The organism is Streptomyces milbemycinicus (assembly GCF_002154605.1).
In the GTDB taxonomy this organism is placed as follows: Bacteria; Actinomycetota; Actinomycetes; order Streptomycetales; family Streptomycetaceae; genus Streptomyces; species Streptomyces milbemycinicus.
This window is the reverse complement of record NZ_MUNE01000516.1, coordinates 1-3,821: the sequence shown is the minus strand read 5'-3', so window position 1 is coordinate 3,821 and position 3,821 is coordinate 1. Positions and strand designations below refer to the sequence as shown.

Genomic DNA, 3,821 nt, shown 5'->3' with positions numbered 1-3,821 from the left:
TTGCGGGCCCGCCACCCCCGTCCATCCGCACCCCGGTGGTGGCGGTCCCGCAAGGTCCAGGGGCTCGGCTACGCGGCCCCCACGGCCGTGTTCGTCGCGGTCTTCTTCGTACTGCCCCTGCTGCTCGTCGGGCAGATGTCGCTCCACGACTGGCCGCTGCTCGTGGGAGACCGGGGCGGCAACGCCCCCGAGAACTACACCGACGTCACCGACAGCACCCTGTTCTGGCCCGCGGTCCGCTTCACCCTCCTCTACACCGTGATCGTCACGGTCGTCCTCCTCGGACTGGCGCTCCTCCTCGCCCTGTTGGTGCAGGAGTCCCGCCCCGGGGCGGGCTTCTTCCGCACCGTCTACTTCCTGCCCAGCGCCCTGGGGCTGGCCTCCGCCTCCCTCCTCTTCTGGGGCCTGTACAGCCCCACCACCGGACCGCTGAGCGACGTCCTGGAAAAGCTCGGCATCGCCGGCGGACCGGTGTCCTTCCTCGGCTCGCCGACCTCCGCCCTGCTGTCGACGGTCTTCCTCATCGTCTGGAAGTTCGCCGGTTTCTACATGCTGATCCTCCTCGTGGGCCTCCAGCGCATTCCCCACGAGGTGTACGAGGCGGCGCGGATGGACGGCGCGAGCCGTGGCCAGATCTTCCGCGGCATCACCCTGCCGCTGCTGCGGCCGTCCCTCGCGCTGTCCCTGCTGCTCTGCGTCACTGGTTCGCTGCTCGCGTTCGACCAGTTCTTCATCCTCACCAAGGGCGGACCGGACAACAGCACCGTCACCGTCGTCCAGCTGATCTACCGCGAGGCCTTCCAGCGAATGGACCTCGGCACCGCGGCGGCCCTCTCGATCATCGTGCTGGCCGCACTGCTCCTGCTCAACGTCGCGCAGTTCCGCGGTCTGCGCCGCGCCGACGAGTCATGACACCGACCTCATGAGAAGGGACACCACGGTGCTCACCCGCGCCCTCGGCCGGACGCCCCATTACGTCCTCGCCGGAGGACTGGCCGTCATCTTCCTCTTCCCCCTGCTGTGGAACGCCTGGGCGTCGGTCAGCGGACAGCCCGGCACCGCGCAGGAGTCCGGCTACGGACTCGGCAACTACCGGACGCTGCTCGACTACGACGCGGGCCTGTGGCGGTACCTCCTCAACAGCACGATCGTCTCGGCGCTCACCGTCGCCCTGACCCTCGCGGTGTCGCTGCTCGGCGGCTACGCCTTCGCCCGCTTCGACTTCCCCGGCAAGAACCTGCTGTTCCTGCTGACGCTGGCCATTCTCATGGTCCCGTACGCCACGCTCCTCATCCCGCTCTATGTGCTGCTCGGCAGGCTGGAACTGCAGAACTCACTGATCGGGCTGAGCCTGGTGCTGGCCATGTTCCAGCTGCCCTTCGCCACCTTCATGATGCGGATCTCCTTCGAGGCGGTGCCCCGCGAACTGGAGGAGTCGGCGCTCGTCGACGGCTGCGGCACGGCGGGCGCGCTGCGCCGGGTGCTGCTTCCGGCGGTGCGACCGGGGCTGATCACCGTGGGGCTCTTCGCCTTCCTCGCGGCCTGGAACGACTTCATCGCCCCGCTGATCCTCATCTCGGACAGCGAGAAGGCGCCCCTGCCACTCGCCGTCGCGAATCTGCGGCAGCAGAGCATGGGCGCCGTCGACTACGGCGCCACCGAGGCGGGTGTGGTGGTCCTCGCCGTGCCCTGCCTCCTCCTCTTCCTGCTGCTGCAACGGCACTACGTACGGGGGTTCATGTCGGGCGCGCTCAAGGGCTGAGGCGCCGGACCACGGAGAAGGACCACCTTGACTGTGCGGAGACGGACAACCGAAAGGACGAACCGAAGGCATGAACTGGTGAGGGAGAACATGGCGCGGTCAGTCGTCCTGCCGGTGGCGCCGAGCCGGGGCCGGCTGCGGCCGCTCGGGCTCGACGAGGTCAGGATCACCGGGGGCTTCTGGGCCCGGCGCCGGGAGATCAACGCGACCGCCACACTCGGCCACTGCCGCGACTGGATGGCCCGCGTCGGCTGGATCGGCAACTTCCGGGCCGCCGTCGAGGGCCGGATCGAACGGGACCGGCGCGGCCGTGAATTCGCCGACTCCGATGTCTACAAACTACTCGAAGCCATGGCCTGGGAGGCCGCCGGGCACGGCGCCGACAGTGCGCTCGACACACAGATCGCCGAGCTCACCGAGTCCATCGCGCCCGCCCAGGAACCGGACGGCTATCTGAACACCGCCTTCGGCCGCCCCGGGCAGCAGCCCCGGTACAGCGATCTCGAATGGGGCCACGAGCTGTACTGCTATGGCCACTTGATCCAGGCCGGCGTGGCCCAGGCCAGGGCCCGGGGCGAGGGCGAGCTGACGAAGATCGCCCGGCGGGCCGCCGACCATGTCTGCGCCACCTTCGGCCCGGGCGGTATCGAGGGCGTCTGCGGCCATCCGGAGATCGAGCCTGCCCTGGTGGAACTGGCCAGGCTGACGGGGGAACAGCGCTACCTCGACCAGGCAGCGCTGTTCGTCGACCGCCGCGGCCACCGCACCCTCGCCGACACCGAGTTCGGCCGCGCCTACTACCAGGACGACCTGCCCGTCCGTCAGGCCACGGTGCTGCGCGGCCACGCCGTCCGCGCGCTCTACCTCGCGGCCGGCGCCGTCGATGTGGCCGTGGAGACCGGGGACGACGCCCTGCTGGCCGCGGTCGTACGGCAATGGGAGGCCACGGTCGCCCGGCGGACCTATCTGACGGGCGGCATGGGCTCGCACCACCGGGACGAGTCCTTCGGCGACGACTTCGTACTGCCGCCCGACCGCGCCTACTCGGAGACCTGCGCCGGTGTCGCCTCCGTGATGCTCAGCTGGCGACTGCTGCTGGCCACCGGCGAGCCGCGGTTCGCCGATCTGGCGGAGCGGACCCTGTTCAACGTGGTCGCCGCCTCCCCGTCCGAGGACGGCCGCGCCTTCTTCTACGCCAACACCCTGCACCGGCGCCGCCGGGGCACCGTGCCCGCCACGGACGTGGACAGCCCGCGCGCCGAGTCGAGTCTGCGCGCCCCCTGGTTCGCGGTGTCCTGCTGCCCCACCAACGTGGCGCGGACCCTGGCCCAACTGCCCGCCTACCTGGCGACGGTGGACGACGACGGTGTGCAGCTGCACCAGTACGCCGACGCGGAGATCGCCACATCCCTCGCCGGAGGCCACGACGTCGCGCTGCGGGTCCGTACCGACTACCCGGCCGGCGGGGCCGTGACCGTGCGGATCGACCGGTCCCCGGACCGACCGTGGACCCTGTCGCTGCGCGTCCCCGGGTGGGCGCGGGGCGCCGCCGCGTGGCTGGTCGAACCGGACGGAACACGCCGCTCCGTCCCCGTGGGCACCGCCACCGTGGCCCGCCGCTTCCGGCCCGGCGACGAGGTACGGCTCGAACTGCCCGTGGCGCCGCGCTGGATCGGGGCCGATCCGCGCATCGACGCGGTACGCGGCACGGTGGCCGTCCAGCGGGGGCCGCTGGTGTACTGCGCCGAGTCGGTGGACCTCCCGGACGGGCACGAGGCCGACGCGGTACGGGTGGATCCGTCCTCCCCGCCTGAGGACGGGCCCGACGCGGAGGGCACCGTCATCGTGGCCGGAGAGCTGACCGGACACGCCGAACAGAGCGACGCTCCATGGCCGTACGCACCGCTCGACCGCCCCGCCACCACTCCCCCTGACACCGACGGGCCCGCGGAGATCGTCCTGGTGCCGTACCGCTCCTGGGCCAACCGCGGGCCCTCGACGATGCGGGTGTGGCTGCCGACGGCGGAACCGGATCCGCCGTCGGCAGCCACACCCGCAT

General features: G+C 71.2%; 3 protein-coding genes. All 3 read left to right on the top strand.

Annotated features, from left to right (window positions below):
• A complete protein-coding gene (locus CCN51_RS36095; RefSeq protein ID WP_086860551.1) occupies positions 1-912 on the top strand; it encodes a carbohydrate ABC transporter permease in 912 nt (303 codons plus the stop codon).
• A 28-nt stretch (positions 913-940) separates the two neighbouring features.
• The gene (locus CCN51_RS36090; protein WP_043488777.1) at positions 941-1,762 is read left to right on the top strand and encodes a carbohydrate ABC transporter permease; all 822 of its coding nucleotides are present in this window, start codon (positions 941-943) and stop codon (positions 1,760-1,762) included.
• Positions 1,763-1,852: 90 nt separating this feature from the next.
• On the top strand, positions 1,853-3,821 hold a 1,969-nt coding region (locus CCN51_RS36085), incomplete at its 3' end, for a glycoside hydrolase family 127 protein (protein WP_107426145.1).